Origin of the sequence: Pseudomonas sp. H26/SER47-MNA-CIBAN-0231 (assembly GCF_040310465.1) — a bacterium.
GTDB lineage: Bacteria > Pseudomonadota > Gammaproteobacteria > Pseudomonadales > Pseudomonadaceae > Aquipseudomonas > Aquipseudomonas atacamensis.
Map to the genome: position 1 here is coordinate 24714 of NZ_JBEOPW010000004.1, position 26533 is coordinate 51246.

The 26533-nt window shown below is 58.5% G+C and carries 33 protein-coding genes and 1 tRNA gene; 25 read left to right on the forward strand and 9 right to left on the reverse strand.

Annotated features, from left to right (window positions below; genetic code table 11):
• Positions 1 to 24 precede the first annotated feature (24 nt).
• The gene (locus tag AAEZ10_RS07620; protein WP_110646188.1) at positions 25 to 945 is read right to left on the reverse strand and encodes a LysR family transcriptional regulator; all 921 of its coding nucleotides are present in this window, start codon (positions 943 to 945) and stop codon (positions 25 to 27) included.
• Between the two features lie 102 nt (positions 946 to 1047).
• Here AAEZ10_RS07620 and AAEZ10_RS07625 point away from each other — a divergent pair, with 102 nt between their 5' ends.
• Positions 1048 to 2235 (forward strand): aspartate aminotransferase family protein, encoded by a 1188-nt coding sequence (locus tag AAEZ10_RS07625; protein WP_350568652.1) that lies wholly within the window; start codon positions 1048 to 1050, stop codon positions 2233 to 2235.
• On the opposite strand, the gene AAEZ10_RS07630 is transcribed toward AAEZ10_RS07625, so the two are convergent.
• The 5 genes from AAEZ10_RS07630 to AAEZ10_RS07650 form a co-directional block, all read right to left on the reverse strand.
• On the reverse strand, positions 2229 to 2483 hold the full coding sequence (locus AAEZ10_RS07630; RefSeq protein WP_073473381.1) for a Txe/YoeB family addiction module toxin: 255 nt from the start codon (positions 2481 to 2483) through the stop codon (positions 2229 to 2231). The two genes, AAEZ10_RS07625 and AAEZ10_RS07630, sit on opposite strands and share 7 nt — an antisense overlap.
• Positions 2480 to 2734, reverse strand: coding sequence for a type II toxin-antitoxin system prevent-host-death family antitoxin (locus tag AAEZ10_RS07635; protein WP_042608352.1), 255 nt, complete (start codon positions 2732 to 2734; stop codon positions 2480 to 2482). The genes AAEZ10_RS07630 and AAEZ10_RS07635 overlap by 4 nt, the downstream gene beginning before the upstream one ends.
• Before the next feature lie 231 nt (positions 2735 to 2965).
• Complete coding sequence (locus AAEZ10_RS07640; protein WP_350568654.1) at positions 2966 to 4885, reverse strand: alkaline phosphatase D family protein; 1920 nt, start codon at positions 4883 to 4885, stop codon at positions 2966 to 2968.
• Positions 4886 to 4956: 71 nt separating this feature from the next.
• Complete coding sequence (locus AAEZ10_RS07645) at positions 4957 to 5709, reverse strand: hypothetical protein (protein WP_073473375.1); 753 nt, start codon at positions 5707 to 5709, stop codon at positions 4957 to 4959.
• A 92-nt stretch (positions 5710 to 5801) separates the two neighbouring features.
• Positions 5802 to 6260: a hypothetical protein gene (locus AAEZ10_RS07650; protein WP_146226152.1), complete on the reverse strand. Its 459-nt coding sequence runs from the start codon at positions 6258 to 6260 to the stop codon at positions 5802 to 5804.
• A 75-nt stretch (positions 6261 to 6335) separates the two neighbouring features.
• Between AAEZ10_RS07650 and AAEZ10_RS07655 the strand changes: the two genes are divergently transcribed.
• Positions 6336 to 6704: a PH domain-containing protein gene (locus AAEZ10_RS07655; protein WP_039761415.1), complete on the forward strand. Its 369-nt coding sequence runs from the start codon at positions 6336 to 6338 to the stop codon at positions 6702 to 6704.
• An 18-nt stretch (positions 6705 to 6722) separates the two neighbouring features.
• Here AAEZ10_RS07655 and AAEZ10_RS07660 read toward each other — a convergent pair whose 3' ends face one another.
• On the reverse strand, positions 6723 to 7052 hold the full coding sequence (locus tag AAEZ10_RS07660) for a hypothetical protein (RefSeq protein ID WP_122706599.1): 330 nt from the start codon (positions 7050 to 7052) through the stop codon (positions 6723 to 6725).
• Positions 7053 to 7273: 221 nt separating this feature from the next.
• On the opposite strand from AAEZ10_RS07660, the gene AAEZ10_RS07665 reads away from it, so the two are divergent.
• The 5 genes from AAEZ10_RS07665 to AAEZ10_RS07685 all read left to right on the forward strand — a co-directional run bounded on the left by AAEZ10_RS07665 (position 7274) and on the right by AAEZ10_RS07685 (position 9732).
• A complete protein-coding gene (locus AAEZ10_RS07665; RefSeq protein WP_256205817.1) occupies positions 7274 to 7492 on the forward strand; it encodes a DUF6429 family protein in 219 nt (72 codons plus the stop codon).
• 171 nt (positions 7493 to 7663) lie between these two features.
• A complete protein-coding gene (locus AAEZ10_RS07670) occupies positions 7664 to 8020 on the forward strand; it encodes a DUF7079 family protein (RefSeq protein ID WP_073473580.1) in 357 nt (118 codons plus the stop codon).
• Between the two features lie 166 nt (positions 8021 to 8186).
• Positions 8187 to 8726 carry a PAAR domain-containing protein gene (locus AAEZ10_RS07675; protein ID WP_073473363.1) on the forward strand — a complete coding sequence of 180 codons (540 nt, stop codon included), beginning with the start codon at positions 8187 to 8189 and terminating at the stop codon, positions 8724 to 8726.
• Positions 8726 to 9448, forward strand: coding sequence for an N-acetylmuramoyl-L-alanine amidase (locus AAEZ10_RS07680; RefSeq protein WP_071173527.1), 723 nt, complete (start codon positions 8726 to 8728; stop codon positions 9446 to 9448). Before AAEZ10_RS07675 ends, AAEZ10_RS07680 begins: the two co-directional genes overlap by 1 nt.
• Positions 9445 to 9732, forward strand: a complete 288-nt coding sequence (locus AAEZ10_RS07685; RefSeq protein WP_071173526.1) for a hypothetical protein — start codon at positions 9445 to 9447, stop codon at positions 9730 to 9732. The genes AAEZ10_RS07680 and AAEZ10_RS07685 overlap by 4 nt, the downstream gene beginning before the upstream one ends.
• Before the next feature lie 212 nt (positions 9733 to 9944).
• On the opposite strand, the gene AAEZ10_RS07690 is transcribed toward AAEZ10_RS07685, so the two are convergent.
• Positions 9945 to 10029, reverse strand: a tRNA-Leu gene (locus AAEZ10_RS07690).
• Positions 10030 to 10137: 108 nt separating this feature from the next.
• Here AAEZ10_RS07690 and queA point away from each other — a divergent pair.
• The 6 genes from queA (at position 10138) to AAEZ10_RS07720 (ending at position 16242) form a co-directional block, all read left to right on the forward strand.
• Positions 10138 to 11202 carry a tRNA preQ1(34) S-adenosylmethionine ribosyltransferase-isomerase QueA gene (queA, locus tag AAEZ10_RS07695; protein ID WP_016773315.1) on the forward strand — a complete coding sequence of 355 codons (1065 nt, stop codon included), beginning with the start codon at positions 10138 to 10140 and terminating at the stop codon, positions 11200 to 11202.
• A gap of 14 nt (positions 11203 to 11216) precedes the next feature.
• A complete protein-coding gene (tgt, locus tag AAEZ10_RS07700) occupies positions 11217 to 12332 on the forward strand; it encodes a tRNA guanosine(34) transglycosylase Tgt (protein WP_160768392.1) in 1116 nt (371 codons plus the stop codon).
• Positions 12333 to 12375: 43 nt separating this feature from the next.
• A complete protein-coding gene (yajC, locus tag AAEZ10_RS07705; protein WP_016773317.1) occupies positions 12376 to 12714 on the forward strand; it encodes a preprotein translocase subunit YajC in 339 nt (112 codons plus the stop codon).
• A gap of 65 nt (positions 12715 to 12779) precedes the next feature.
• Complete coding sequence (gene secD, locus AAEZ10_RS07710; RefSeq protein ID WP_350568660.1) at positions 12780 to 14648, forward strand: protein translocase subunit SecD; 1869 nt, start codon at positions 12780 to 12782, stop codon at positions 14646 to 14648.
• Positions 14649 to 14657: 9 nt separating this feature from the next.
• Positions 14658 to 15572 carry a protein translocase subunit SecF gene (gene secF, locus AAEZ10_RS07715; RefSeq protein ID WP_110603668.1) on the forward strand — a complete coding sequence of 305 codons (915 nt, stop codon included), beginning with the start codon at positions 14658 to 14660 and terminating at the stop codon, positions 15570 to 15572.
• A 121-nt stretch (positions 15573 to 15693) separates the two neighbouring features.
• Entirely contained in the window at positions 15694 to 16242 is a 549-nt protein-coding gene (locus AAEZ10_RS07720; RefSeq protein ID WP_041479931.1) for a glycine zipper 2TM domain-containing protein, read from the forward strand.
• Positions 16243 to 16483: 241 nt separating this feature from the next.
• Here AAEZ10_RS07720 and suhB read toward each other — a convergent pair whose 3' ends face one another.
• Positions 16484 to 17302, reverse strand: a complete 819-nt coding sequence (suhB, locus tag AAEZ10_RS07725) for a type III secretion system regulator SuhB (RefSeq protein WP_016773320.1) — start codon at positions 17300 to 17302, stop codon at positions 16484 to 16486.
• 145 nt (positions 17303 to 17447) lie between these two features.
• Here suhB and trmJ point away from each other — a divergent pair, with 145 nt between their 5' ends.
• The 12 genes from trmJ (at position 17448) to rlmN (ending at position 26533) form a co-directional block, all read left to right on the forward strand.
• Entirely contained in the window at positions 17448 to 18218 is a 771-nt protein-coding gene (trmJ, locus tag AAEZ10_RS07730) for a tRNA (cytosine(32)/uridine(32)-2'-O)-methyltransferase TrmJ (RefSeq protein WP_073473313.1), read from the forward strand.
• Positions 18219 to 18221: 3 nt separating this feature from the next.
• Positions 18222 to 18998, forward strand: coding sequence for a serine O-acetyltransferase (gene cysE, locus AAEZ10_RS07735; RefSeq protein ID WP_024014221.1), 777 nt, complete (start codon positions 18222 to 18224; stop codon positions 18996 to 18998).
• 240 nt (positions 18999 to 19238) lie between these two features.
• Entirely contained in the window at positions 19239 to 19730 is a 492-nt protein-coding gene (gene iscR / locus AAEZ10_RS07740) for a Fe-S cluster assembly transcriptional regulator IscR (protein WP_016773323.1), read from the forward strand.
• A 50-nt stretch (positions 19731 to 19780) separates the two neighbouring features.
• The gene (locus tag AAEZ10_RS07745) at positions 19781 to 20995 is read left to right on the forward strand and encodes an IscS subfamily cysteine desulfurase (protein ID WP_016773324.1); all 1215 of its coding nucleotides are present in this window, start codon (positions 19781 to 19783) and stop codon (positions 20993 to 20995) included.
• A gap of 100 nt (positions 20996 to 21095) precedes the next feature.
• The gene (gene iscU / locus AAEZ10_RS07750; protein WP_003227907.1) at positions 21096 to 21482 is read left to right on the forward strand and encodes a Fe-S cluster assembly scaffold IscU; all 387 of its coding nucleotides are present in this window, start codon (positions 21096 to 21098) and stop codon (positions 21480 to 21482) included.
• Positions 21483 to 21516: 34 nt separating this feature from the next.
• Complete coding sequence (gene iscA, locus AAEZ10_RS07755) at positions 21517 to 21840, forward strand: iron-sulfur cluster assembly protein IscA (RefSeq protein WP_003227904.1); 324 nt, start codon at positions 21517 to 21519, stop codon at positions 21838 to 21840.
• An 8-nt stretch (positions 21841 to 21848) separates the two neighbouring features.
• On the forward strand, positions 21849 to 22370 hold the full coding sequence (hscB, locus tag AAEZ10_RS07760; RefSeq protein WP_350568665.1) for a co-chaperone HscB: 522 nt from the start codon (positions 21849 to 21851) through the stop codon (positions 22368 to 22370).
• Between the two features lie 50 nt (positions 22371 to 22420).
• On the forward strand, positions 22421 to 24286 hold the full coding sequence (gene hscA / locus AAEZ10_RS07765) for a Fe-S protein assembly chaperone HscA (protein WP_122706591.1): 1866 nt from the start codon (positions 22421 to 22423) through the stop codon (positions 24284 to 24286).
• On the forward strand, positions 24286 to 24627 hold the full coding sequence (gene fdx / locus AAEZ10_RS07770) for an ISC system 2Fe-2S type ferredoxin (protein ID WP_016773327.1): 342 nt from the start codon (positions 24286 to 24288) through the stop codon (positions 24625 to 24627). Before hscA ends, fdx begins: the two co-directional genes overlap by 1 nt.
• 14 nt (positions 24628 to 24641) lie before the next feature.
• Positions 24642 to 24842, forward strand: a complete 201-nt coding sequence (gene iscX / locus AAEZ10_RS07775; RefSeq protein WP_008084655.1) for a Fe-S cluster assembly protein IscX — start codon at positions 24642 to 24644, stop codon at positions 24840 to 24842.
• Positions 24843 to 24930: 88 nt separating this feature from the next.
• Entirely contained in the window at positions 24931 to 25356 is a 426-nt protein-coding gene (ndk, locus tag AAEZ10_RS07780; protein ID WP_024014216.1) for a nucleoside-diphosphate kinase, read from the forward strand.
• A 28-nt stretch (positions 25357 to 25384) separates the two neighbouring features.
• Entirely contained in the window at positions 25385 to 26533 is a 1149-nt protein-coding gene (gene rlmN / locus AAEZ10_RS07785) for a dual-specificity RNA methyltransferase RlmN (RefSeq protein WP_350568667.1), read from the forward strand.

Below are 26533 nucleotides of genomic sequence, written 5' to 3' on the forward strand. Positions count from 1 at the left end.
CTTATCAATTTCCATCGTGATCGATTACGGCCGGCCGACGTCAGGTTTCCCCCAAGTACGCATCGCAAACTCGACAAAGCGTCTCAGCTTCGGCAGTCGATAGCGATCCTGCGCATACAACAGATGCATCGGCCTGCTTGGCGGTTGGTAGTCCGTCATTACCCTGACCAGTTTGCCGTCGCGCAGATCCTGTTCCACCAGCGCGTCGGGCAGCATCATGATGCCCATGCCGTTGCGCGCCGCCTGGTGCAGACCGGCGGAGCTGTTGATCAGCATCGGCCCGCTGACGTCGACGAGGACTTCACCTTCCGGGCCGCTCAGACGCCAGCGTTTTTCCACCGATTGCCAGTCATCCCCAGCCGGGTAGGCGAAGGACAGGCAATCGTGTTGCTGCAAATCCTGTGGCGTGTGCGGCATGCCGCGCCGCGCGATGTATTCGGGGGAGGCGCAGACCGTCAGGGTGTAGTCGATCAAGGGCCGGGCGATCAGGTTGGATTGGTCGAAATTGCCCAGGCGGAATGCGACATCGAGGCCGTTCTCCAGCAGATCCGGGCGGCTGTTGGTCAGCACCACGTCGAGTTTCACTTGCGGATACAGCAAGGAGTATTCGCTGAGGGCCGGGGTCAGTCGTTCAACGCCGAAGGTCAGCGGCGCGGTGATACGCAGCAAACCGCGCGGCTCGTCCGACGCTTGTTCAGCAAGGCGTTCGGAGTCGGCCACCAGGCCGAGCACTTCCAGGCAGCGCTGATAATAGACGCTGCCGAATTCGGTCAGGCGCTGGCGGCGCGTGGTGCGTTGCAGCAGTTGCACGCCGAGCCGTTGCTCCAGCGCGCGCAGATGATTGCCCACCATCGTCGTCGACATTTCGCACTTCGCAGCGGCGGCCGTCATGCTCCCGGTTTCGACCACTTTGACGTAGACGCCCATCGACTGAAACAAGTCCATTATCAAGCTCGGCTTTTAAATGATTGAAGTTTTTCCGAGTTTATCCAGCTCAGGTGGCTAACCATACTGGAAAAACACCGACCTGCAATGGAGTTTCACGTCATGACCGCCGCCCTGATGAACACCTACCAACCACTGGCCCTGAGTTTCACCAAGGGCCTGGGCACGCGCCTGTGGGATCAGGCGGGGCGCGAATATCTGGATGCCGTTGCCGGTGTGGCAGTGACCAATGTCGGCCACTCGCATCCGCGCATCGTCTCGGCGATCAGCGAGCAGGCGGGATTGCTGTTGCACACCTCCAACCTATACAGCATCGACTGGCAACTACAACTGGCCAAACGGCTGACGGCGTTGTCGGGGATGGAGCGCGCGTTCTTCAACAACTCCGGCGCCGAAGCGAACGAGACGGCACTGAAACTGGCGCGCCTTTACGGCTGGCGCAAAGGCATCGAGCAGCCGCTGGTGGTGGTCATGGCCAACGCGTTTCATGGCCGCACCCTTGGCACCTTGTCCGCCAGCGATGGCCCGGCGGTGCGCCTGGGCTTCAACGAACTGCCGGGGGATTTCGTCAAAGTGCCGTTCGGCGATCTCCCGGCGCTGGAGCAAATACAGCGCAAACACGGCGCGCGCATCGTGGCGATTCTGGTCGAACCGATCCAGGGCGAAAGCGGCGTACAAATCGCACCGCCGGGTTATCTCAAGGCCCTGCGCGACCTGTGCAATCGCCACGCGTGGCTGCTGATGCTCGATGAAATCCAGACCGGCATCGGCCGCACCGGGCAGTGGTTCGCCTTTCAGCACGAAGGCATCGTGCCCGATGTCATGACCCTGGCCAAAGGCCTCGGCAATGGCGTGCCGATCGGCGCCTGCCTGGCCCGTGGCCGCGCGGCGGATTTGTTCACCCCGGGCAGCCACGGCAGCACCTTCGGCGGCAATCCGCTGGCCTGCCGGGTCGGCTGCACGGTGCTGGACATCATCGAAGAGCAAGGCCTGCTGGAGAATGCGCGGGTGCAGGGCGCACGGTTACTGGAACGCTTGCGCGCCGAATTGGCAGACAACCCGAACGTGCTGGCAATCCGGGGGCAGGGACTGATGATCGGTATCGAACTGAAACAACCGGTGCGCGACCTGACGCTGATCGCCGCGCGGGATCATGGCTTGTTGATCAACGTAACTCGTGGCAAGACCATCAGGTTGCTGCCGCCGTTGACGATTGATGAGCGCGAGGTGGGGATGATTGTCAGAGGGGTTGGGCGCGCTCTGATGACTGATTCAGCTCAGGTTCAATAGTGATACCGGCAACTGATGACGCAGATTTCGCCGTCCTCAACCCTGTACACCAGACGATGTTCGGCCGTTATTCGGCGTGACCAGAGGCCGCTCATATTATGTTTGAGCGCCTCTGGTTTACCGACACCCTCAAACGGTTCGCGCTTGATTGCTTTGATCAGAAGATTGATACGCTTGAGCCCAGCCTTGTCGTTTTGCTGAAACCACAAATAGTCTTCCCAGCCTGTGGGCGTGAACTCGATTTTCATTCTTCGATCAATTGCCTGACTTTGGCTTTGCCGGCGCGCAACTCACCGATGGATTTCATCAGCCTTTCGGCGTTGGCAGGGGAGCGAAGCAAGTAGGCTGTTTCTTCCAACGCGTTGTATTCGGCCAAAGACATCATCACTACGGGTTCACCTTTCTGCCGAGTGACCAATAGCGGCGCACGATCTTCATTGACACGGTCCATCGTCTCGGCCAAATGCGCACGGGCGGTGGTGTAGTTGATGGTTTGCATATTGAAGTCCTCGCTGGATGCAGAGAACGTACAGAAATGAGTACAGGATGACAAGTCGACACCTACCAGTGGTTGTGTCGCAGCAGGGCTGACTGCGACTTCAATCAGTATCGCTCAGGAATATTCGAGACGTTTCTGAGAAGGTTGTAATCCTCCTCGCTCCTGTTCAGTGTCGCGAAGCCCTTATCTCGTCATACCGTGCCCTAGCCGATGTAGGAAATGGTTACTGCTTCAATCCAGCCCATCCCCCAACTCCGGCGCCAGCATCCTCGTCTTCATCGCCCCATTCGAGTTGTGCTGAACAATCTCGCTCGGCTGCCCCTGTTCATTGAAAAACACCTGTCCGATCCCCGCCGAATTCCACAACCGTTCCCCGGCCTCGGCATGTTCCGGCGTATACGGGACGATGCGCATCAGGCGGCGTTTGGTGAACCAGTTCAACGGTGAGCGTGGTGAGTAGAGCCAGCGGTTGAGGCGGTCGAACCATTCCAGCAGCGTTGGTGGGAATTCATTCTTGATGCCGCTGCTGGTGATCTGCCAGATCCGGGGGCCGGCTTTGCGGTGGCGGATCAGGACTTCGTAGACGAAGGAATAATGCACATCGCCGGATAGCACCACGTAGTTCCCCGGTGTGCGCGAGTGTCGGAAAATGTTCAGGATCACCTGCGCCGCGCCGCGATGGGCCATCCAGTTTTCCGCGTCGACCAGTAGCGGGTAACCGCACCAGCTGAACACCTTTTGCACGGTTTCAATCAGCTTCACGCCGAAGATCGGCGCCGGCGACACGATGATTGCCGACGGGTGATCGAGCAGTTCCTGTTGCAGTTCGCTCAAGGCTTCCCAGTCGAGCAGGCCCGATGGTTGTTTGAGGGCCATCTCGCTGCGCCAGCGCCGGGTGCGCGTGTCGATCACCACCAGTGCCGGACTGCTCGGCAGCACGAAATGCCACTGTTGAAAGCGCAGCAACTGATCAATCAGATCGTCCTGCACCGGCATGTCCAGATAGCCGTCATCACCGCTGGCGCTCAGTTGTGCGGTTTGCTCCAGCACGTCCTTGAAGGCATCCGGATTGTTGCCCCAGCCCTGACACAACAAATAGGCAATCAGGGCGTTGCCGATGATGCGTTTGGAGAACGGATGGCCGTAGGCGGTTTCATCCCATTGCGCGGAGAGATTCCAGTCATCGGTGATGTCGTGATCATCGAAAATCATCAGGCTCGGCAGATGCGCCAGCGCCCGCGCGACGTTGCCCAGGCCCGCCTTGAAGGCATCGATGCGCGTCTGCTCGAGGTGGTAGCGCTTGCGGCGTTCCGGCGTCAACGTCGGCGCGCTCGGATTGATCAGCGACCACGGCGTCGGCGACCACACCAGCATGTACATGGCCATGACTTCGGCGAACGTCACCAGGTGATTGTCGGCACTGCTGCTGGTGAAAATCGGCTTACGCGCGCCACCGAAAAATCGCTCGCGCAAGGTCTCGTTGCTCTCTAGCGCCGGTAACAAATCCGCACGGTGGTAGTAGCTTGCCGGGTGTTGATAGAGCTTGGCGCTGTCGCTGACCACGGCACCGTCAAGGTGCTCATCGAACAGACCGAGACGCTCGATCAAGGCATGAATCGCCCGCAGCATCGGCCCGGCAACATCGTCGGCATACACCTGATCACCGCTCATCATCAGCAACGCCGGACGTTGCTGCGCATCGGTTTCGTCGGCCAGCAATTGATCGACGCAGAGCAAACCGTCGGTTGCCGGATGATGCGGCTTGCGGCAGGAACCGTGGAGCAATTGATCGATCCGCGAACGCACGACGAGGTTCGCGCAGGTGGCGCTGGGATAAAGCAGGTGCGGTGCCCACTCAGCCATACCGATGGCGTCGTCGATCAGCAGGTCGTAAGCGATAAACGTGTCGCAGGGCAGGGCGCATTCAAGTTGGACGTCGATCAGATGCACGAACGCATGACGGCCTACGGCAATGACCGTGCATTTCTCTGAGTCGAGCGGAATATCTCCTACACCTTGCAGGCGCAAGGTCAGCGACAGTTCACGCGAGCCCACCAGCCACAGCACCAGGCGCGTCGGCTCCAGCCGCCGCAGCAGCGGGCCGGCCAGGACAGGAGGCAGCGAGATCAGGTTATCGGGTGTTGAAAACATCGAGGGCAAAGCTCAAGGCGCACAGGCCGGCGATGATAGCGCAGCCGGCGCCTTGATCCCTTAAATGAGTCTTAAGAGTCGACCTTTTTCAACTTCAGGCCGAGCAGTCGCCATGCGGCCTTGTCAGGATTGTTGCCGTCCACTTGCTGAACTGAACAATCGTAGGCATAGGAGACATCGTCGCCCAACATGTTGCGAGCGGTCAGGGTGCCGTCAATGCTGTAAGTCTGATCTTTGAACCGATGGCTGCTGGCGCTCTCGGCACCTGCGACGGAAGTCGCTGCTGCAAAACGCATGGCGCGCTTTATGAAGGGCTCGCACATCATGAACGCCATCAACGATCTGTCCGCATTCGCATTGCTGCCCGCCAGCCGGCGCGACACGACAAAGTCATTGCCCATGATGTCCTTGAAATCCCTTTCGAGCAGCGAAGAGGGCAGGCGTTCGCTGTAGTTCGGCAACAGCGCGGACTCGGGCGGAGAGGGCTCGTTCTGAGGTGCGCTGGCTACATAGTCGACAAGGTTATCGGAGGTATCCGGCGTGGAGGCGATCACTGGCATCAACCTGGACACGGTTTGTGTAACGGGCGCGGGGGAAGAAGAAGAGATTTCAGCCTCGTCGCTTTGCGTTGGTTCCACAGGGGAGCGCGGCGCCAGAGGGAATAAGGCGAGGGTGATCGACAGTACCACTAGGGCGACGATGAACCCGGCCAGAACACCAGCGAACGTGCCAAAGAACAGGTTCCAGCTGCCGCGGTTTTTCATCACCCAGCGCCACATGAGGCCCCAGACGAGCAAAAACAACAGGAAATACAGAAACTCCATTTGATCCTTTTCCTCAAACCTTGAAATTCTTTAGATGACACACGAATCATTCCAACAGGGCTGCACGATAGCAAACCTGTTGGTCCGCCCTATCAGGCACTCAAAGGAATGAACCGAGTGAGCAGCATCAGCGTATCGAAACCAGCAAAAATGCCAAAAGCAGCGCCAATGATATGGCGTGTCAACTTGCTCGTGGGGCGTTTGCGTTGCACCACCCAAATCCAAACGCCGGCGAACGCGCCAAGGCTGCTGAGCACCATCAGCAGAGATCGCACAACGTGTGGCGACGATTGCATGCTTGTGTCGCCCACGAAACCCTCGTACACCGCTTTCACTACCAAGCCGACAACCCAACCAGCGAAACACCCGGCGAGGTTGGCCGTCACCAGGTTCCAATCACCTCGTTCGCCTACGACCCATACCCACGTTACGACCAGAGCTAGTACAAAAAGCCACCCGTCCATTGCAATCCACTCCAGAAAAACGCTTTGATCGGGCAGGCGCCAGTGCCTCTCGAAAGATTTGGGCGCAAGATAACAAAATACTGGCATCGCGCCACTTTCGCATTAAGGGCGCGTCATTGAGCCAAAGCTTTACCGGGAGTTTTTTACTCAGAGGATGGACAGATGATCGACTTCAACAACAAAGGCTTCTTCAAACTCAAGCAGAACGACGAATACGCCGAGCGCGTCACTGCGCTGCTACTGGAAGGTGAACAAGTCATCGATTCCTACAAAGCCATGCGCGACGGTGTGGTCTTCACCAACAAACGCATCATTGCTGTCAACGTCCAAGGTATCACCGGCAGCAAAAAGGACTTCACCTCCCTGCCATACAAAAACATCGTCGCCTACTCCGTGGAAACCTCGGGCACGTTCGACTTGGATTCCGAGCTGGAAATCTACTTTTCGTCGTTGGGCAAAGTGAAATTCGAATTCACCGGCAAGACCTCGATGGTGGAAATTTCCAAGTACATCTCGAGCTATCTGCTGTAAGCATCGATTGCGCGGCACTCAAAGAATGTCGCGCAGATACCCCTTCAGCGCGAGCAGCGGCTGACCCAGCTGCTCCACCGACCGTGCCTTAGCCAACTCCGCCGACAACTTGCGCAACTCCCGCCCCAACGGCTTCTCGACCCCACCCAAAGCATCCAGCGCCAGGTTCAGGCATTCGTTCATCTTGAACTGAATGGCCTCGACATCGCCGCGTTTCACCAGTAACTCGAAAACATCTTTCTGATAATTGCCCATGACCATGTCATCGCGCAGGATCGGGCTCAGGCCCTCTTCCTCGTAGGCGAGTTTGAGGGAGAAGAGGGCGACGGTTTCCAGTGAGGTTTCCATGGGGATGTCTGTCAGTGAAGTGAAGGACTTGAGACCAATGCGCGAAATACCAGCGGAGGTTTGACGTGCGGGCGTGATTATACGGGCGGTCATCGCATGCGAGGCAACCAGCAATCGGGCATCTGAAACCTACAAGCTCGCGCAGCATTGACATCCACTTTGATACGACGCTTTGATTACAAACACTGAACATCAGCGGAGTGACCATCATGGAATACGACATGAAACTGATCGACGACGCCGTCCTTGCTCTCCTGGCTGCCTATAGCTCCGACGACGGCAATGCGTGGAAGGGCTATGACTTCGAAATCATGAACCGCTTGCACGAACAGGGTTTGATCAGTAATCCGGTGAACCGGAACAAATCGATATGGTTGACGGAGGAAGGGTTGGAGCGGGGGCGGGAGATTGCTGAGCGGATGTTTGGGGCTAAGGAATAGGTTGGGCAAGCGCCCGATTCTGGACTTGAGCTGTTGCTCGGCAAGATGACGTCAGTTTTGGCCATGCCTCGCCATAGCGATATGCATACGATTGGCGTCGGCGCGGTTACACGCAGATCTGCAGACGAAACGGTAGCGAGTTACTGGATAAGGAATCGGAGGATTTTTGCATTGGGACATCTTCTGAATGAACCACAACTGACTAGGGTCAGAGATGCCTTATCAGAGCCTTTCAATCATTTCCCCACTGATTACGACTACGTCGTTCGTCAGCTCAAGGGCGTTGATCCAGCGGTGCTCTACAAGATTTTTTATTCAGAAGTAGCGCCAGTGTGTTTCACAAACATTGCTGCAGTCCTGCCTACTGTGTGGACTGGATTCGACCCGAATTGGCTCAGGGCCGAAATAGAGGAAATGCTCGCAGCGCGACGGCGCAATTGGTTTCGCAGGCAGTACGACAAATTGTTGGTACGTTGGTTGGAGTACAACTATGACTACATGTGGAAAGAGATAGCGTCCAGGCTATAAGGCCGGATTTACGAGTTAGGTGGAACACATTCGGTGTCCCGCGATTGGTGATCTGGCTAGAGTATTTTTGGTGTCAGCGATCCGGTGATTCCGACCTAGGTCGAGACTGAGATGGCCGAGTCTGATAAGTTCTGCGTTCACCGACGATCATGACAAGGAGTCAATAATGCCAAAGCCTGCAGCACGTTTGACCGATCCGACCAGTTGCCTAATGCCAGGACATGGCGCCAAAGCCATCGCTTCGGGCTCTGCTGACGTTTTCTTCGATGGACTTGCTGCCGCTCGGAAGGGTGATACCTGCACATGCGGCAGCGCCTTGGTTTCAGGTGTATCAGCGACCGTTTTTATCAATGGTCAAAACGCAGCTATGGTTGATTCCGTTGGTACGCACGGTGACGTCGTAGTCGGCGGCTCCGGCACCGTAATCATTGGGGATTCGCATACGCCTGCTCCGTTCGTACCTCCGCTTCCTCTTGCGATCCAGAAGACTTACGGCCAGGCCTTCAGCATCACCGACAGCGAAACGGGCACTCCGTTGGCTTTCCGTGACTTTGTGGCGACAGTCAACGGTGTAGAAACCACGGGCGTAACCGATGCCAATGGAATTGCTCACGTAAAGACACCGACTCCCGATGCGAAGATTTCACTGCACGTCATGTTCAGCGCTCCGGCTCGAACGCTCCATGAGCTGGCGGAGGGGGCTTGATGACCAATCTATTCGCAACTCAAGCGACCGCCCAAGAAATCAAGCCCGGCGAGTTCATGTGTCCGATACCGATTACGGTCAATGATCGAGCGGCAACGCGTGAAGCGATCATCAAGAAGGTCCGTTCACTAAACACCGCGTTCGTTGAGCGATCCTCGTGGGGAGCGGTGAAAGGCAAGCCGGATATGGTGATGGATTGGGATTACACCATGATCGCCCTGCATCACGCCGGTCGAAGCCACAGCTGTACACCCGGTGCAGAGCAGATGCAGGAAATCCAGAAGGGGCACCTAAGCCAGAAATACGACGATATCGGCTACCACTTCGGTATTGATTGCACCGGGCAAGTTTATGAGGGGCGCGACATACGCCTTCAAGGTTCGAGTGTCCTGAAATTCAATACAGGCCTGATTGGCATTGTTTTACTGGAAAACCTGACGACACCGGAGGAGGGCGGGGATTGGGTCGCCAAGGGCCGTGTTGCGCTTGATAGCCTCGGATACAGCACGACCAACGTGATACCTGCTGCCCAGATCACTGCGCTGATGCATCTGATCGATGCGCTGAAGAGTGTGTTTGTAATCAAGCATTTTGGCGGACATCGGGAATACCCAGGTCAAGCATCTGAAGGCAAGATCTGTCCCGGAAACATCGGCATGGAGTTGGTCAGGAATCTCAGAACAAAAACTCAACTACTCCCACCTCCGGCACCGCAAGAATGAAGAAGCTGATTGCCCTGATTGTTTTGGTTTTGGTGGCTGTGCTTTACGTTGGGTATTACGAAGCGCTAGAAGACGGAGACATCGAAACCATCCTGTTCATCAAGAAGCATCCGACGTTTCAGATGAAGTTTTACAACATCCACGCCAATGACGGGGAGATTCGACAAGTCGAGCGACTCACGGAGCAGGAGCGTAAATGGATTATTGATTACTGCAGGTATCGGCTTGGCATCGACACCGATCTGAAAACACAAAACGATGTTGAGATCTGCCGGAAAAAATAGCTTGTTGGGATAAAGAGAGGGCCTCTTCGCAGGCCTTTTCTCATCGAGCGCTAATTGCTCAGCCTTATGCTTGGTTATCCATGCTTCCAGCGTCTCGGGCTTGGCCTCCTTGGTGAGCCCAAGCCTATGCGCCTCACATTGGCAAAAGCCGACCTCCACTTTCCTACGGACGAAAAAAAGGCCCTGCTTTCGCAAGACCTTTTTCTCTGTGTTGGTGCCCCGAGGGAGACTCGAACTCCCACTCCTTTCGAAAACGGATTTTGAATCCGCCGCGTCTACCAATTCCGCCATCAGGGCTCAATGGCGGCGAAGTATAGAGAGGTGATTACCGTTGGTCAATCACGTTTCATGGTCAATTTTTGATATTTCCGCTAGACTTTCCGGCCCTGCTAGACGAACCCCATCATGCGCGTTGCTGACTTTACTTTCGAGCTTCCTGATTCGCTGATCGCCCGCCATCCGTTGGCCGAGCGTCGCGGTAGTCGCCTGCTGACCCTTGATGGGCCGAGCGGCGCCCTGGCACACCGTCAATTCACTGATTTGCTTGAGCATTTGCGCCCGGGCGATTTGATGGTGTTCAACAATACCCGGGTGATTCCGGCGCGGCTGTTCGGGCAGAAAGCGTCCGGCGGCAAGCTGGAAATTCTCATCGAGCGCGTGCTCGATGCGCACCGCGTGCTGGCGCATGTGCGCTCCAGCAAGTCGCCTAAGCCGGGTTCGAAGATCCTTATCGACGGCGGTGGCGAAGCCGAGATGCTGGCGCGTCATGATGCGTTGTTCGAGCTGGGTTTTGCCGAGGAAGTGTTGCCGCTGCTCGACCGCGTCGGGCACATGCCTTTGCCTCCTTATATAGACCGCCCGGATGAAGGCTCGGATCGCGAGCGTTATCAGACCGTGTATGCCCAGCGTCTAGGTGCGGTCGCAGCGCCGACGGCGGGGCTGCATTTCGACGAGCCGCTGATGCAGGCGATTGCTGCCAAGGGCGTCGAGACTGCATTCGTGACGTTGCACGTCGGCGCGGGGACGTTTCAGCCGGTGCGTGTCGAGAAGATCGAAGATCACCACATGCACAGCGAGTGGCTGGAAGTCGGCCAGGATGTGGTCGATGCGGTCGCTGCGTGCCGTGCGCGTGGCGGTCGAGTGATTGCGGTCGGCACCACCAGCGTGCGTTCGCTGGAAAGCGCAGCGCGCGATGGCGTGCTCAAGCCGTTCAGTGGCGACACCGACATCTTTATTTATCCGGGCCGGCCGTTTCATGTGGTCGATGCCCTGGTGACCAATTTCCATTTGCCGGAATCCACGCTGTTGATGCTGGTTTCCGCGTTTGCCGGTTATCCCGAAACCATGGCCGCCTACAAGGCCGCCGTGGAAAACGGTTACCGCTTTTTCAGTTACGGGGATGCGATGTTCATCACCCGCAATCCCGCTCCAACTGCCCCTGAACAGACAGGCCCAGAGGAAACAGAATGAGTCGCGAATGTCGAATGTCCTTTGAGCTGCTGGCCACCGATGGCAAGGCTCGTCGTGGTCGCCTGACCTTCCCCCGTGGCACCGTCGAGACCCCGGCGTTCATGCCGGTCGGCACCTACGGCACGGTCAAGGGCATGCTGCCGCGCGACATCGTCGCCACGGGCGCGGAAATCATTCTGGGCAACACCTTTCACCTGTGGCTGCGTCCCGGCACTCAGGTGATCAAGGAACACGGCGACCTGCACGATTTCATGCAGTGGAAAGGCCCGATCCTCACCGACTCCGGGGGCTTCCAGGTGTTCAGCCTCGGCGCGATGCGCAAGATCAAGGAGGAGGGCGTGACCTTCGCTTCTCCGGTCGACGGCGCCAAAGTGTTCATGGGGCCGGAAGAATCGATGCAGGTGCAGCGCGATCTCGGTTCCGACATCGTGATGATCTTCGACGAATGCACGCCGTATCCGGCTGACGAAGACGTTGCGCGCGTATCGATGGAATTGTCGTTGCGCTGGGCGCAGCGTTCGAAGAATGCCCACGGCGACAACACCGCAGCGCTGTTCGGCATCGTCCAGGGCGGGATGCATGAAAACCTGCGCATGCGCTCGCTCGAAGGCCTCGACAAGATCGGCTTCGACGGCCTCGCCATCGGCGGTCTGTCGGTGGGCGAACCGAAGCACGAAATGATCAAGGTGCTGGATTATCTGCCGGGCCAGATGCCCGCTGACAAACCTCGTTACCTTATGGGCGTTGGCAAACCGGAAGATCTGGTTGAGGGTGTGCGCCGCGGGGTGGACATGTTCGATTGCGTGATGCCAACCCGTAATGCCCGCAATGGGCATCTGTTCATCGATACCGGTGTGCTGAAGATCCGTAACGCGTTCCATCGCCATGATGAATCGCCGCTGGATCCGACCTGCGATTGCTACACCTGCCAGAACTTCTCGCGCGCTTATCTGCATCACCTGGACAAGTGCGGCGAAATGCTCGGCAGCATGCTCAATACCATCCATAACTTGCGCCATTATCAGGTGCTGATGGCTGGTTTGCGCGAGGCTATTCAACAGGGTACATTGGCCGCCTTTGTCGATGCCTTCTACGCCAAACGCGGACTTCCCGTCCCGCCTTTGGACTGAGTTTTCTGACCCCAAGATTCAACATTTGCAACTGGAGTGCTAAATGAGCTTTTTTATCTCTAACGCCATGGCTGACGCAGCTGCACCGGCTGCTGCAAGCCCAATGGGCGGCGGCTTCGAGTGGATTTTCCTGGTCGGCTTCCTGGTCATCTTCTACCTGATGATCTGGCGTCCACAGGCCAAGCGCGCCAAAGAGCAGAAGAACCTGCTGAGCAGCCTGCAGAAGGGCGACGAAGTCGTGACCACTGGCGGCATCGCCGGCAAGATCACCAAGGTTGCCGATGACTTCGTGGTTCTGGAAGTGTCCGACACCGTGGAAATGAAGTTCCAGAAAGGCGCCATCGCCGCCACGCTGCCAAAAGGCACGCTGAAAGCGATCTAAGAGCAACAACTTCTACTCAATCGACGGGGCGCGCAAGGCGCCCCGCGTTCATAACGGGCGGCGTGATGCTGAACAAATACCCTCTGTGGAAATACATTCTGATCCTGGCGGTGCTGGCGATCGGTCTGATTTATTCCGCTCCCAATCTTTACCCCGATGACCCGGCCATTCAGATCAGCGGCGCCAGCACGGCTCTGCAGGTCAATGACGCCGATCTGGCTCGCGTCAGCACGGCGCTGAAAGAGTCCGGCATCAACGTCAAGGCGGCCACATTGACCGCGGGCGGCAAGGGCGGTCTGATCCGTCTGAGCAAGGCTGAAGATCAGCTGCCGGCCAAGGATGTTGTGCGCAAGGCGTTGGGTGATGACTACGTCGTCGCGCTGAACCTGGCACAGACCACCCCGCAATGGCTGCGCAACCTCGGTGCGCACCCGATGAAGCTGGGTCTGGACTTGTCCGGTGGTGTGCACTTCCTGCTCGAAGTGGACATGGACAAAGCCCTCGATGCACGCCTCAAAGTCTACGAAGGCGACGTCAAGAGCCTGCTGCGCAAAGAGAAGCTGCGCTATCGCAGCCTGCCGCAACTGGGCGGTGCCATTCAGTTGGGCTTCAGCGATGAAGACTCCCGCGAACAGGCCCGTGCGCTGATCCGCAAGAACTTCAACGATTTCGACATTGTTCCGGCCGACCTCAACGGTCAACCGGTGCTGCGTCTGGCGATGACCCCGGCCAAGCTGGCGGAAATCCGTGAATACTCCATCAAGCAGAACCTGACCACGGTACGTAACCGCGTCAACGAGCTGGGTGTTGCCGAACCGATCGTGCAGCGTCAGGGCGCCAACCGCATCGTGGTTGAGCTGCCGGGCGTGCAGGACACTGCCGAAGCCAAGCGTATTCTCGGCAAGACGGCCAACCTCGAGTTCCGTCTGGCCGCCGAGCCGGGCGCTTCGAAAGCCACTTCCGAGTCGTTCGAATTCCGCGAAGGCAATCGTCCGCCAGCGCAGATCGAGCGTGGTCTGATCATTACCGGTGACCAGGTCACCGACGCCAAGGCCGGTTTCGGCGAGCACGGCACGCCTGAAGTGAACATCCGTCTGGATGGCCACGGTGGCGAGCTGATGAGCCGCGCGACCCGCTCCAACGTCGGCCGCAGCATGGCGGTGATCTTCATCGAACAGCGTCCGGTCACCACTTACACCAAGCAAGTGGTCGATGGCGTCGAGAAAGACGTTGCGGTGCAGACGTTCAAGGAAGAGAAGAAGATCATCAGCCTGGCGACCATTCAGTCGCCGCTGGGTGCGCAATTCCGCATCACTGGCCTGAACGGTCAGGGCGAGTCGTCCGAGCTGGCGCTGCTGCTGCGTGCCGGTGGTCTGGCTGCACCGATGTACTTCGCTGAAGAGCGCACAATCGGTCCGAGCCTGGGTGCTGACAACATCACCAAAGGTATCGACGCTTCCCTGTGGGGCATGCTGTTCGTATCGCTGTTCATCATCGCCATCTACCGCTTCTTCGGCGTCATCGCCACTGTCGCGCTGGCAGTGAACATGGTGCTGCTGCTGGCGTTGATGTCGTTGCTGGGCGCCACGCTGACCCTGCCGGGTATCGCCGGTATCGTCTTGACCATGGGTATGGCGGTCGACGCCAACGTACTGATCTTCTCGCGGATTCGTGAAGAGCTCGCCGCCGGCATGACTGTGCAGCGGGCAATCAACGAAGGCTTCGGCCGGGCATTCACCGCGATTCTCGACGCCAACCTGACCACGTTGCTGGTCGGCGGCATTCTCTTCGCCATGGGCACCGGCCCGGTGAAGGGTTTCGCAGTGACGATGTCCCTCGGGATCTTTACCTCGATGTTCACGGCCATCATGGTGACCCGCGCAATGGTCAACCTGATCTTTGGCGGACGTGACTTCAAGAAGTTGTGGATTTAAGGGGCTGCCATGTTACGTACAATCAACTTCATGGGCGTTCGCAACTTCGCGTTCGGCGTCACATTGCTGCTTACCGTCATTGCCTTGTTCAGTGTCGCCACCAAGGGCATGAACTGGGGCCTGGACTTCACCGGCGGTACGCTCATCGAGCTGACCTACGAGCGTCCGGCCGATGTCACCAAGGTGCGCGAGCAACTGGCGACCTCCGGTTATCACGAAGCCGTGGTGCAGAACTTCGGTGCGACGACCGATCTGCTGGTGCGCATGCCGGGTGAAGACCCGCAGCTGGGCCATCAGGTCGCAGACGCATTGCAGAAAGTCGGCGGCGACAACCCGGCGACGGTCAAGCGTGTCGAGTTCGTCGGCCCGCAGGTCGGTGAAGAACTGCGCGACCAGGGCGGCCTCGGCATGCTGCTGGCGCTCGGCGGCATCCTGATCTACCTGGCGTTCCGCTTTCAGTGGAAGTTTGCGGTCGGCGCCATTGTCTCGCTGATCCACGACGTGATCGTGACCGTGGGTATCCTCTCGTACTTCCAGATCACCTTCGATCTGACGGTGCTGGCGGCGGTGCTGGCGATCATCGGTTACTCGCTGAACGACACCATCGTGGTTTTCGATCGGGTGCGTGAGAACTTCCGCGTGCTGCGCAAGGCCACGCTGATCGAGAACATCAACATCTCGACCACCCAGACCCTGCTGCGCACCATGGCGACGTCAATCTCCACTCTGCTGGCGATCGCGGCGCTGCTGTTCTTCGGTGGCGACAACCTGTTCGGTTTCTCCATCGCACTGTTCATCGGTGTACTGGCGGGTACCTACTCGTCGATCTACATCGCCAACGTGGTGCTGATCTGGCTGAACCTGACCACCGAGGATCTGATTCCTCCGGCCAACACCGATAAGGAAGTCGACGATCGTCCATAACGGTCAGCGATTTCCCGGCTGTCAGCCAACAAAAGGCGCGAGTTGAACTCGCGCCTTTTTTTGTGCTCCAAGGCTGGGAGAAGCGCGGGCGCGTCCCGCATGTGATGGTCAGGAGGTTCATGTGAACAAGTCGTTGCTGGTTGGTGCGGTATTGGGTGCTGTCGGTGTCACAGCCGGGGGTGCTGTTGCCACCTACAGCCTGGTTAAAAGCGGCCCTGAGTATGCGCAAGTATTAGCCGTTGAGCCGGTCAAGACACAGATCAAGACTCCACGTGAAGTATGCAAGGATGTAACCGTGACCCGGCAGGCGCCGGTCAAGGATCAACACCAGATTCTCGGCACGGCGATCGGTGCCGTAGCCGGTGGTTTGTTGGGTAATCAGGTGGGTGGCGGTACCGGCAAGAAGATTGCCACCGTGGCCGGTGCAGTTGGCGGCGGTTATGCCGGTAACAAGGTGCAGGAAGGTATGCAGAACCGCGACACCTACACCACCACGCAAACTCGCTGCAACACGGTCAATGACATCAGCGACAAGGTCGTCGGTTACGACGTGCGTTACTCGCTTGATGGCAAGGAAGGCAAAGTGCGGATGGATCGCGATCCGGGCAACCAGATTCCGGTCGACAAGGAAGGCAAGCTGATCCTGTCGCAGAATGAGCCGGCTCAGTAAGGATTTACGGTTGTGAAAAGAAGCACCCTGCGGGGTGCTTTTTTTATACCCGCGATTCAGGGCAGCGCGCGATTCTCACCTGTGGGAGCGAGCCTGCTCGCGAATACGGTCCAACAGTTGATAGTTCCTTTGCTGGCACGCCCATTCGCGAGCAGGCTCGCTCCCACAGGGAATTGTGCTGTTTGGAATTGCAGGCACAAAAAAAGCACCCCGAAGAGTGCTTTTTGGTTTCGCCTAAAGCTTAGCGCTTCAGCGAGGCCGGCAGGTGCGGCTGGATCGCCGTCAGCACTGCCTTGAAGCATTTGGTGTTGCCGGCAACGATGTGGCCTTTCTCAAGGAAATCGTGGCCGCCGGTGAAGTCGCTCACCAGGCCGCCGGCTTCTTGAATCAGCAGGGCGCCTGCAGCCATGTCCCACTCGGACAGGCCCGATTCCCAGAACGCATCGAAACGACCGGCAGCCACGTAAGCCAGGTCCAGGCTCGCCGAACCGGCGCGGCGGATGCCGGCAGTCTGGCCAACCAGAGCGCGGAACATGCCCAGGTAGTTGTCGAGGTTGTCCATCTGATCGTCACGGAACGGGAAGCCAGTGCCGAGCAGAGCGCCGTCGAGGCTGGTGCGACCACTGACGCGCAGACGACGACCGTTCAGTTGAGCGCCGCGACCACGGCTGGCGGTGAATTCTTCCTGGCGGACCGGGTCCAGAACCACTGCGTGTTCCAGGCGACCACGATATTTGCAGGCAATGCTCACTGCAAAGTGCGGAATGCCACGGAGGAAGTTGGTGGTGCCGTCCAGCGGATCGATGATCCACAGGTACTCTTCGCCTTCGATGCCGGTGCCAGCGTGCAGGCCGGTTTCTTCACCCTGAATCGAGTGATTCGGGTAAGCCTTGCGCAGGGCATCGATGATTTTCTGTTCAGCGGCGCGATCGACCTCGGATACGTAATCCTTGGCGTCTTTTTCGTCGACCTTGATGGTATCCAGGCGCTCGATGGAGCGGAAGATCAGTTCACTGGCGCTGCGGGCGGCGCGCAGCGCGATATTCAGCATGGGCTGCATGGATGTGTCACCTAAGGTTGTTAAAGAAAGCCGCGCATTCTATCAGAACTTTTCTTCAGGTGAAGGACGCTGTTCGCTTTCATAGCTTAACGGTAGGCTGTTCTGTAAGATTTGCCCCCCTTTCCTGTCTCCGAGAGCGCCTCCCTTGCTGCAGAACATTCGTGTCGTCCTGGTCAACACCAGCCACCCCGGCAACATCGGCGGGGCCGCGCGCGCCATGAAAAACATGGGTCTGTCGCGACTGGTGCTGGTCGAACCGCGGGTCTTCCCGCACCACGAGGCCGACGCCCGCGCCTCCGGTGCGGGTGACATCCTTGAAAACGCGCAAGTCGTCGCCACCTTGGAAGATGCTCTAGTCGGCTGCAATCTGGTGCTCGGCACCAGCGCTCGCGACCGGCGTATTCCCTGGCCGCTGCTCGATCCGCGCGAATGCGGTAACAAAGTGGTCGAGGAAGCCGGGCAGGGCGCGGAGATTGCTTTGGTGTTCGGTCGTGAAGACTCCGGGCTGACCAACGAAGAGCTGCAGCGATGTCACTTCCACGTGCACATCCCTTCCGATCCGACCTTCAGTTCGCTGAACCTCGGGGCGGCGGTGCAGGTGTTGAGTTATGAAGTGCGCATGGCCTGGCTGGCTGCACAGGGTCAGCCAAGCAAGGTCGAGAAAGAAGAAGTGGCGTCGGTGAAAAGCGCCGAGCTGGCGACCATGGATGAGCTGGAGCGATTCTATGAGCACCTGGAGCAGACGCTGGTTGCCATCGAATTCCTCGACCCGGAAAAGCCACGGCACTTGATGGCGCGCCTGCGCCGGTTGTACGGACGCAGCTCGGTCAGCCGGGCGGAAATGAACATTTTGCGTGGCATCCTCACGGAAACCCAGAAAGCGGCCCGTGGCGAGCTTCTAAAGCGGAAGGATTGAATGATGTTTGAGCGTTTGCGTGAAGATATCCAGAGCGTATTCCATCGAGACCCGGCGGCGCGTAACGCTTTTGAAGTCCTGACCTGCTACCCCGGCATGCATGCGATCTGGATTCATCGTCTGGCCGGCATGCTCTGGCGCAACGAGTTGAAGTGGCTGGCGCGACTGGTGTCGAACTTCGGTCGCTGGCTGACCGGGATCGAGATTCATCCGGGCGCCAAGGTCGGTCGGCGTTTCTTCATTGACCACGGCATGGGCATCGTTATTGGCGAAACCGCCGAGATCGGCGACGACGTCACCATCTATCAAGGCGTGACCCTCGGCGGCACCAGCTGGAACAAAGGCAAGCGCCACCCGACTCTCGGAGACGGCGTTGTAGTCGGTGCCGGGGCCAAGGTTCTCGGTCCGTTCACGGTGGGTGCCGGCGCCAAAGTCGGCTCCAACGCTGTGGTCACCAAGGAAGTGCCGCCGGGCGCCACGGTGGTGGGGATTCCGGGGCGGATCATCGTCAAGACCGATGAAGAGCAGGACGCCAAGCGCAAAGCCATGGCGGAAAAGATCGGTTTCGACGCCTACGGTGTCAGCGAAGACATGCCTGACCCGGTGGCCCGCGCCATCGGCCAATTGCTCGATCATCTGCAAGCAGTGGACGGGCGCCTGGAAGGCATGTGCGGCGCGCTGAAGGATCTGGGCAGCAATTACTGTGCGAAAGATCTGCCTGAGCTGCGCGAAGAAGATTTCGCTTGCGTCAAGGGCAAGGACGAATCGAAAGCCGGCTGAACCGCGGCGCTGCTTTTCGCGAGCAGGCTCGCTCCCACAAGAGCAATGCATTCCAATGTGGGAGCGAGCCTGCTCGCGAAGAACGATCACGCGGTTGCGCTGGCTGTCCGCAGCCCGTCTTTGCTATAGTGCGCGCGCTCTTTTGCGGGTAAACCCGACTAAAGCACTAGGTCTTATAGTTGACTTAAATGCTCGGGAATTGCATACTCCCGCCCATTCCGAACTCCGTGGTAACTGTCCATGCGACTGACTACAAAAGGCCGATACGCCGTGACCGCCATGCTTGACCTGGCGTTGCACGCGCAGCACGGGCCGGTGTCTCTGGCCGATATCTCCGAGCGCCAAGGCATCTCCTTGTCCTACCTCGAACAGCTGTTCGCCAAGCTGCGCCGCAGCAACCTGGTTTCCAGCGTTCGCGGTCCGGGTGGTGGCTACCAGTTGTCCCGCGACATGCAGGGCATCCAGGTCGCCCAAGTGATCGATGCGGTGAACGAATCGGTCGATGCCACCAAGTGCCAGGGCCAGGGCGATTGCCATTCCGGTGATACCTGCCTGACCCATCATCTGTGGTGCGACTTGAGCCTGCAGATTCACGAATTTCTGAGCGGTATCAGCTTGGCCGACCTTGTCACTCGCCGTGAGGTACAAGAAGTGGCCCAGCGTCAGGACCAGCGCCGTTGCAGCAGCAAGGCGCCACGCCTGGACAAGATTGAAGCGTCCGCCGTCGAATGACAGCCGAAGAGCTACCCGCGGCACGCCAGCCCTGATTTAGGAGATAGTCCATGAAATTGCCGATTTACCTTGATTACTCTGCAACCACCCCGGTTGATCCGCGCGTTGCGCAGAAAATGAGTGAATGCCTGCTGGTCGACGGAAACTTCGGTAACCCGGCGTCCCGCTCCCACGTGTTCGGCTGGAAGGCTGAAGAGTCCGTCGAAAACGCTCGTCGTCAGGTGGCCGATCTGGTCAATGCCGACCCGCGCGAAATCGTCTGGACCTCCGGTGCCACCGAATCCGACAACCTGGCGATCAAGGGCGCGGCACATTTCTACGCCTCCAAGGGCAAGCACCTGATCACCAGCAAGATCGAGCACAAGGCTGTCCTCGACACCATGCGCCAGTTGGAGCGTGAAGGCTTCGAAGTGACTTACCTCGAGCCGACCGAAGACGGTCTGATCACCCCGGCAATGATTGACGCGGCACTACGCGAAGACACCATTCTGGTGTCGGTGATGCACGTCAACAACGAAATCGGCACCATCAACGACATCGCCGCCATCGGCGAGATGCTGCGCGCCAAAGGCGTGCTGTTCCATGTCGACGCGGCTCAGTCCACCGGCAAGGTCGAAATCGACCTGCAGAAGCTGAAAGTCGACATGATGTCGTTCTCCGCTCACAAGACTTATGGCCCTAAAGGCATCGGCGCGCTGTACGTCAGCCGCAAGCCGCGTGTGCGCATCGAAGCGACCATGCACGGCGGCGGTCACGAGCGCGGCATGCGTTCCGGCACTCTGGCGACCCACCAGATCGTCGGCATGGGCGAAGCGTTCCGCGTAGCCAAGGAAGACATGGCCGCTGAAAACGTGCGCATCAAAGCCTTGAGTGATCGTTTCTACAAGCAGGTCGAGCACCTGGAAGAGCTGTACGTCAACGGCAGCCTGACCGCCCGCGTTCCGCACAACCTGAACCTGAGCTTCAACTACGTTGAAGGCGAGTCGCTGATCATGGCGCTCAAGGATCTGGCGGTATCGTCCGGTTCGGCCTGCACCTCGGCGTCGCTGGAGCCTTCGTACGTACTGCGCGCCCTGGGCCGCAACGACGAACTGGCACACAGCTCGATCCGCTTTACCTTCGGCCGTTTCACCACCGAAGAAGAAATCGACTACGCCGCGCAGAAAGTCTGCGAGGCCGTTACCAAGCTGCGCGCTCTGTCGCCGCTGTGGGACATGTACAAAGACGGCGTCGATATCTCGAAAATCGAGTGGGCGGCACACTAACTATAGAAGCCGCCGGATACAGATCCTGTAGCGACGCGGCGTTAACGCAGCGCAGTTGCAGGGTCTCAAGAGCGGCCCTGATGAGTGAGGATTGAGAATCATGGCTTACAGCGAAAAGGTCATCGACCACTACGAAAACCCGCGCAACGTCGGCAAGATGAACGCGGAAGATCCTGATGTCGGCACCGGCATGGTCGGCGCTCCGGCGTGCGGCGACGTGATGCGTCTGCAGATCAAGGTCAACGATCAGGGCGTTATCGAAGACGCCAAGTTCAAGACCTACGGTTGCGGTTCGGCAATCGCCTCCAGCTCCCTCGCTACCGAGTGGATGAAGGGCAAGACCCTGGACGAAGCCGAAACCATCAAGAACACTCAGCTGGCCGAAGAACTGGCTTTGCCGCCAGTGAAAATCCACTGCTCCGTGCTCGCTGAAGACGCTATCAAAGCGGCTGTTCGCGACTACAAGCAGAAGAAAGGCTTGATCTGAATTTCAAGATTCGGCGACGAGTAAGGAGTCAACGATGGCTATCAGCATGACAGAAGCGGCTGCTCGACACGTGCGGCGCTCCCTCGACGGGCGCGGCAAAGGTGAAGGGATTCGTCTGGGTGTTCGCACCACAGGCTGTTCCGGCCTTGCCTACGTGCTGGAGTTTGTCGACGAGGTAGTGGCGGAAGATCAGGTGTTCGAGAGTCACGGCGAAAAAGTGATCATCGACCCGAAAAGCCTGGCCTACCTTGACGGCACCGAGCTCGACTTCGTCAAGGAAGGGTTGAACGAAGGCTTCAAGTTCAACAACCCCAACGTGCGCGGTGAATGTGGCTGCGGCGAAAGCTTCAACATCTGAGGCTGGTCGTGGGTATTCCTTGTCATTTCGCTTTATTCGAGCTGCAACCGAGCTTCCGCCTGGATCTCGAGCAGTTGGCCACGCGCTACCGTGAGTTGGCGCGCGGCGTCCATCCTGACCGTTTTGCCGATGCATCCGAGCGCGAGCAGCGCTCGGCACTCGAGCAATCGGCGCGGCTCAACGACGCCTACCAGACGCTCAAGAGCCCGGCCCAGCGCGCACGCTACCTGCTGAAAATCAGCGGGCATGAAGTGCCGATGGAAGTCACTGTCCACGATCCCGAATTCCTTCTGCAGCAGATGCAATGGCGCGAAGAGCTCGAAGATCTGCAGGACAGTGCCGACCTCGACGGCGTCGCGGTATTCAAGTGTCGCTTGAAGGCGGCTCAGGAGCAGCTCAACGAAAGCTTCGCAGCCTGTTGGGATGATGCAGCGCAACGCGAGCAGGCCGAACGCCTGATGCGGCGCATGCAGTTCCTCGACAAGCTCACCTACGAAGTGCGCCAGCTGGAAGAGCGCCTCGACGATTAACCCAGTGCTGCCCTGATTGCACGCTGACAGACAGACAAGACCTGATCACCATGGCTCTACTGCAGATCGCCGAACCCGGCCAAAGTCCTCAACCGCACCAGCGCCGTCTGGCTGTGGGCATCGACTTGGGTACTACCAATTCGCTGGTCGCTGCGCTGCGCAGTGGTCTTTCCGAACCGCTGGCCGACGCCAACGGGCAGGTCATCCTGCCGTCCGCCGTGCGTTATCACGCCGACCGCGTCGAAGTCGGTGAGCCCGCCAAGCTGGCGGCAGCCTCCGATCCCCTGAACACCGTGCTCTCGGTCAAGCGCTTGATGGGTCGTGGTCTGTCCGACGTCAAGCAATTGGGCGAGCAACTGCCGTACCGCTTTGTCGGCGGCGAATCGCACATGCCGTTTATCGATACCGTGCAAGGCCCGAAAAGCCCGGTTGAAGTCTCCGCCGACATCCTCAAGGTCCTGCGTCAGCGCGCTGAGGCGACCTTGGGTGGCGAGCTGGTTGGCGCGGTGATCACCGTTCCTGCCTACTTCGACGATGCGCAGCGTCAGGCCACCAAAGACGCTGCCAAACTCGCCGGTCTGAACGTGTTGCGTCTGCTCAATGAGCCGACCGCTGCTGCTGTAGCGTACGGTCTGGATCAACACGCTGAAGGCCTGGTTGCAATTTATGACCTTGGTGGCGGTACCTTCGATATTTCGATTCTGCGTCTGACTGGCGGCGTTTTCGAAGTTCTGGCCACTGGCGGCGACAGCGCGCTGGGCGGCGATGACTTCGATCATGCGATTGCCGGCTGGATCATCGAGAGTGCTGGCCTGTCCGCCGATCTCGATCCGGGCGCACAGCGCAATCTGCTGCAAACTGCCTGTGCGGCTAAAGAAGCTTTGACCGACGCCGCCAGCGTTGAAGTGGCTTACGGCGACTGGAAAGCCCAGTTGACCCGCGAAGCCTTCGATGCGCTGATCGAGCCGATGGTCGCGCGCAGCCTGAAAGCCTGCCGCCGCGCCGTTCGCGATTCCGGTATTGAACTGGAAGACGTCCACGCCGTGGTCATGGTCGGCGGTTCGACCCGCGTGCCACGTGTTCGTGAAGCCGTTGCCGAAGCCTTCGGTCGTCAGCCATTGACGGAAATCGACCCGGATCAAGTGGTGGCCATCGGGGCCGCGATCCAGGCTGATACGCTGGCTGGCAACAAGCGCGATGGCGGCGAACTGCTGCTGCTCGACGTGATTCCGCTTTCCCTTGGTTTGGAAACCATGGGTGGTCTGATGGAAAAGGTGATTCCGCGCAACACTACCATTCCCGTCGCCCGCGCTCAGGATTTCACCACCTATAAAGACGGCCAGTCGGCCATGGCGATCCACGTCTTGCAGGGCGAGCGCGAGCTGATCAGCGACTGCCGCTCTCTGGCGCGCTTCGAATTGCGCGGCATTCCGGCGATGGTGGCCGGTGCGGCGAAAATTCGCGTGACCTTCCAGGTCGACGCCGACGGTCTGCTCAGCGTGTCTGCCCGTGAATTGGGCTCGGGCGTTGAAGCGAGTATTCAGGTCAAACCGTCCTACGGACTGACCGATGGCGAAATCGCCAAGATGCTCAAGGATTCGTTCCAGCACGCCAATGACGACAAGGTCGCCCGTGTTCTGCGTGAGCAGCAAGTCGATGCCCAGCGCCTGCTCGAAGCGGTGCAGGGCGCGCTGGAGGCCGATGGCGAGCGTCTGCTCGACGCCGAAGAGCGCATGGTCATCGAACTGCAAATGCAGGAACTGGCCGAACTGATGAAAGGTACCGATGGTTACGCCATCGAGCAGCAGACCAAACGTCTGTCGCAAGTGACCGATGCTTTTGCTGCCCGCCGCATGGATCTGACGGTGAAAGCCGCTCTGTCGGGGCGCAACCTGAATGAAATCGAGGATATCTGATGCCGCAGGTCATTTTTCTGCCCCACGAGAAGTTCTGCCCTGAAGGCATGGTGGTCGAGGCTGCGCCCGGCACATCGATTCTCGAACTGGCCCACGAACACCATATCGAGATGGAAAGCGCGTGCGGCGGCGTTTGCGCCTGCACCACCTGCCACTGCATCATCCGCGAGGGTTTCGACTCGCTGGAAGAGGCTGACGAGCTGGAAGAAGACTTCCTCGACCGTGCCTGGGGCCTTGAGGCGCAATCGCGTCTGGCTTGCCAGGCCATCGTCGGTGAGGAAGACCTCACCGTCGAGATTCCGAAATATTCGCTTAACCATGCGGCCGAAGCGCCGCACTGACTGGTAAGACTGTCATGAGCTACGGTTGGAATGATGTTCAACGCATTGCAGAAGAATTGGCTGAGGCCAAGCCGGGCGTAGATCCGTTTTCTGTCAATTTCGTCGATCTGCAGCAATGGATCAAAGAGCTGCCGGATTTCGACAACACCTCTGGCCGTGTTGGCGAGAAGGTGTTGGAAGCGGTCCAGACGCTCTGGGCTGAAGAATTGGACTGATCGTCCTCGCAGGTTAGGCAATACCCAAGAACCCGCGTATAATTCGCGGGTTTAATTTTTCGCAAATTACCGTTTCTGGAGTTACACCATGGCTGTTCAACGTACTTTCTCCATCATCAAGCCTGACGCCGTTGCTAAAAACGTGATCGGCAAGATCACCACTCGCTTCGAAGACGCTGGCCTGCGCGTTGTAGCTTCGAAACTGAAGCAACTGTCCAAAGCCGAAGCCGAAGGCTTCTACGCTGAGCACAGCGAGCGCGGTTTCTTCGGTGACCTGGTTGCTTTCATGACTTCCGGTCCGGTTGTCGTTCAGGTTCTGGAAGGTGAAAACGCTATCGCTCGCAACCGTGAGCTGATGGGCGCTACCAACCCTAAAGAAGCTGCTGCCGGCACCATCCGTGCTGACTTCGCTGAATCGATCGACGCCAACGCCGTTCACGGTTCGGACTCCGAAGCTGCTGCCGCTCGCGAAATCGCTTACTTCTTCGCAGCTACTGAAGTAACCACTCGCTAAGCATTGCTTGCAGAGTGAAGGTGAATCCATGACTACATCGACTGTTAAAACAAACCTGCTGGGTCTGACCCAGTCGGAAATGGAAAAATTCTTCGACTCAATCGGGGAGAAGCGTTTCCGTGCCGGTCAGGTAATGAAATGGATTCACCACTTTGGCGTCGATGATTTCGACGCCATGACGAACGTCAGCAAAGCCTTGCGCGACAAGCTCAAGGCCATTGCTGAAGTGCGTGGTCCGGAAGTGGTCAGCGAGGACATCTCCAGCGACGGCACCCGTAAATGGGTGGTGCGCGTGGCGTCCGGCAGCTGCGTCGAGACCGTGTACATTCCCCAGGGCAAGCGCGGCACTCTGTGCGTTTCGTCCCAGGCAGGCTGTGCCCTGGATTGCAGTTTCTGCTCCACTGGCAAGCAAGGCTTCAACAGCAACCTCACCGCCGCCGAAGTCATCGGTCAGGTGTGGATTGCCAACAAATCTTTCGGCAGCGTCCCGGCCACCGTCGACCGCGCCATCACCAACGTGGTGATGATGGGCATGGGCGAGCCGTTGCTGAACTTCGACAACGTCGTCGCCGCCATGCATCTGATGATGGATGACCTCGGCTACGGGATCTCCAAGCGCCGCGTGACCCTGTCCACCTCGGGCGTGGTGCCGATGATCGATGAGCTGGCCAAGCACATCGACGTATCCCTGGCGTTGTCCCTGCACGCACCGAATGACGCATTGCGTAACCAATTGGTGCCGATCAACAAGAAATATCCGCTTAAGATGCTGCTCGAGTCGTGCCAGCGCTACATGTCCGCCCTTGGCGAGAAACGTGTGCTGACCATCGAGTACACCTTGCTCAAGGACGTCAACGACAAGCTTGAGCACGCGGTGGAAATGATCGAGTTGCTTAAAGATATCCCGTGCAAGATCAACCTGATCCCGTTCAACCCGTTCCCGCACTCCGGGTACGAGCGGCCGAGCAACAATGCCATCCGCCGCTTCCAGGATCAGTTGCATCAGGCCGGTTTCAACGTCACCGTGCGCACCACCCGTGGTGAAGACATCGATGCCGCATGTGGTCAATTGGTAGGGCAGGTGCTGGATCGCACCCGTCGCAGCGAACGTTACATCGCCGTGCGCGAGTTGAGCGCCGACAGCGATCTGGCACAGAACGCCGCGAACACTAACTAA

Coding starts and splice junctions, on each gene's coding strand:
- secF (WP_110603668.1), top strand. CDS start 14,658: ATGTTACGTACAATCAACTTCATGGGCGTTCGCAACTTCGCGTTCGGC.
- tgt (WP_160768392.1), top strand. CDS start 11,217: ATGTCCTTTGAGCTGCTGGCCACCGATGGCAAGGCTCGTCGTGGTCGC.
- AAEZ10_RS07665 (WP_256205817.1), top strand. CDS start 7,274: ATGAAACTGATCGACGACGCCGTCCTTGCTCTCCTGGCTGCCTATAGC.
- AAEZ10_RS07655 (WP_039761415.1), top strand. CDS start 6,336: ATGATCGACTTCAACAACAAAGGCTTCTTCAAACTCAAGCAGAACGAC.
- AAEZ10_RS07675 (WP_073473363.1), top strand. CDS start 8,187: ATGCCAAAGCCTGCAGCACGTTTGACCGATCCGACCAGTTGCCTAATG.
- AAEZ10_RS07635 (WP_042608352.1), bottom strand. CDS start 2,734: ATGCAAACCATCAACTACACCACCGCCCGTGCGCATTTGGCCGAGACG.
- ndk (WP_024014216.1), top strand. CDS start 24,931: ATGGCTGTTCAACGTACTTTCTCCATCATCAAGCCTGACGCCGTTGCT.
- iscR (WP_016773323.1), top strand. CDS start 19,239: ATGCGACTGACTACAAAAGGCCGATACGCCGTGACCGCCATGCTTGAC.
- AAEZ10_RS07620 (WP_110646188.1), bottom strand. CDS start 945: ATGGACTTGTTTCAGTCGATGGGCGTCTACGTCAAAGTGGTCGAAACC.
- queA (WP_016773315.1), top strand. CDS start 10,138: ATGCGCGTTGCTGACTTTACTTTCGAGCTTCCTGATTCGCTGATCGCC.
- yajC (WP_016773317.1), top strand. CDS start 12,376: ATGAGCTTTTTTATCTCTAACGCCATGGCTGACGCAGCTGCACCGGCT.
- AAEZ10_RS07625 (WP_350568652.1), top strand. CDS start 1,048: ATGACCGCCGCCCTGATGAACACCTACCAACCACTGGCCCTGAGTTTC.
- iscA (WP_003227904.1), top strand. CDS start 21,517: ATGGCTATCAGCATGACAGAAGCGGCTGCTCGACACGTGCGGCGCTCC.
- AAEZ10_RS07745 (WP_016773324.1), top strand. CDS start 19,781: ATGAAATTGCCGATTTACCTTGATTACTCTGCAACCACCCCGGTTGAT.
- suhB (WP_016773320.1), bottom strand. CDS start 17,302: ATGCAGCCCATGCTGAATATCGCGCTGCGCGCCGCCCGCAGCGCCAGT.
- fdx (WP_016773327.1), top strand. CDS start 24,286: ATGCCGCAGGTCATTTTTCTGCCCCACGAGAAGTTCTGCCCTGAAGGC.
- secD (WP_350568660.1), top strand. CDS start 12,780: ATGCTGAACAAATACCCTCTGTGGAAATACATTCTGATCCTGGCGGTG.
- iscU (WP_003227907.1), top strand. CDS start 21,096: ATGGCTTACAGCGAAAAGGTCATCGACCACTACGAAAACCCGCGCAAC.
- iscX (WP_008084655.1), top strand. CDS start 24,642: ATGAGCTACGGTTGGAATGATGTTCAACGCATTGCAGAAGAATTGGCT.
- AAEZ10_RS07645 (WP_073473375.1), bottom strand. CDS start 5,709: ATGGAGTTTCTGTATTTCCTGTTGTTTTTGCTCGTCTGGGGCCTCATG.
- cysE (WP_024014221.1), top strand. CDS start 18,222: ATGTTTGAGCGTTTGCGTGAAGATATCCAGAGCGTATTCCATCGAGAC.
- AAEZ10_RS07640 (WP_350568654.1), bottom strand. CDS start 4,885: ATGTTTTCAACACCCGATAACCTGATCTCGCTGCCTCCTGTCCTGGCC.
- AAEZ10_RS07650 (WP_146226152.1), bottom strand. CDS start 6,260: ATGCCAGTATTTTGTTATCTTGCGCCCAAATCTTTCGAGAGGCACTGG.
- rlmN (WP_350568667.1), top strand. CDS start 25,385: ATGACTACATCGACTGTTAAAACAAACCTGCTGGGTCTGACCCAGTCG.
- AAEZ10_RS07660 (WP_122706599.1), bottom strand. CDS start 7,052: ATGGAAACCTCACTGGAAACCGTCGCCCTCTTCTCCCTCAAACTCGCC.
- AAEZ10_RS07630 (WP_073473381.1), bottom strand. CDS start 2,483: ATGAAAATCGAGTTCACGCCCACAGGCTGGGAAGACTATTTGTGGTTT.
- AAEZ10_RS07680 (WP_071173527.1), top strand. CDS start 8,726: ATGACCAATCTATTCGCAACTCAAGCGACCGCCCAAGAAATCAAGCCC.
- AAEZ10_RS07685 (WP_071173526.1), top strand. CDS start 9,445: ATGAAGAAGCTGATTGCCCTGATTGTTTTGGTTTTGGTGGCTGTGCTT.
- hscA (WP_122706591.1), top strand. CDS start 22,421: ATGGCTCTACTGCAGATCGCCGAACCCGGCCAAAGTCCTCAACCGCAC.